This is a genomic window from Collinsella sp. LCP21S3_D3 (assembly GCF_052118305.1).
In the GTDB taxonomy this organism is placed as follows: domain Bacteria; phylum Actinomycetota; class Coriobacteriia; order Coriobacteriales; family Coriobacteriaceae; genus Collinsella.
In genome coordinates this window covers 1-547 of record NZ_JBQKHK010000060.1, presented here as the reverse complement: position 1 = coordinate 547, position 547 = coordinate 1, and the positions used below count along the sequence as shown (strand labels likewise).

The 547-nt window shown below is 72.4% G+C and carries 1 protein-coding gene; it reads right to left on the bottom strand.

The features are described from left to right. Nucleotides 1-547: transposase (locus ACTQ1S_RS09370; protein ID WP_441547571.1), on the bottom strand; the 547-nt coding region annotated here is incomplete at both ends.

The following is a 547-nucleotide window of genomic DNA, read 5'->3' as shown; positions in this document are numbered from 1 at the left end:
TCCCCCGGGTGCGACCGTCGTCGTAGAGCTCGTTCATCCTCGCCTCCGAGAAGTACCTGGACTCCTGCCATATCTCGTCCTGCTCGCACATGACCGCGCCCGCGAGCCGCACCAGCGAGCCCGTGGAGGGGAACACCTGCACGACGCGCGACCTGCGCTTTATCTCTCGGTTGGTCCTCTCCTGCACGTTGTTGGTGCGCAGGCGCTTCCAGTGGGTCGGCGGGAAGTCGAGGTAGGCCAGCGCGTCGGGCTCGGCCTCCTCCAGCACCGCCGCCGCCCTGGGGCAGCACCCCGCCAGCATGTCGCACGCCGCGTGGTACATGGCCGTCACGGTGGCGGCGTCGCGCCCGCGGAACACCTGCGACACGATCCTGCCCACGCGGCGCCTGAGCTGCCAGGAGCCGGCCTCGCGCATGCAGTCGCGCATGAGGTGGACCGCGCAGCGCTGCCACGCGGCGCCCTGGAAGACCTCGCCGAGCGCCCGGACGAGCCCCGGGTGGGCGTCCGAGACGACGAGCCGCACGCCCGCCGCCCCGCGCGAGCGGAT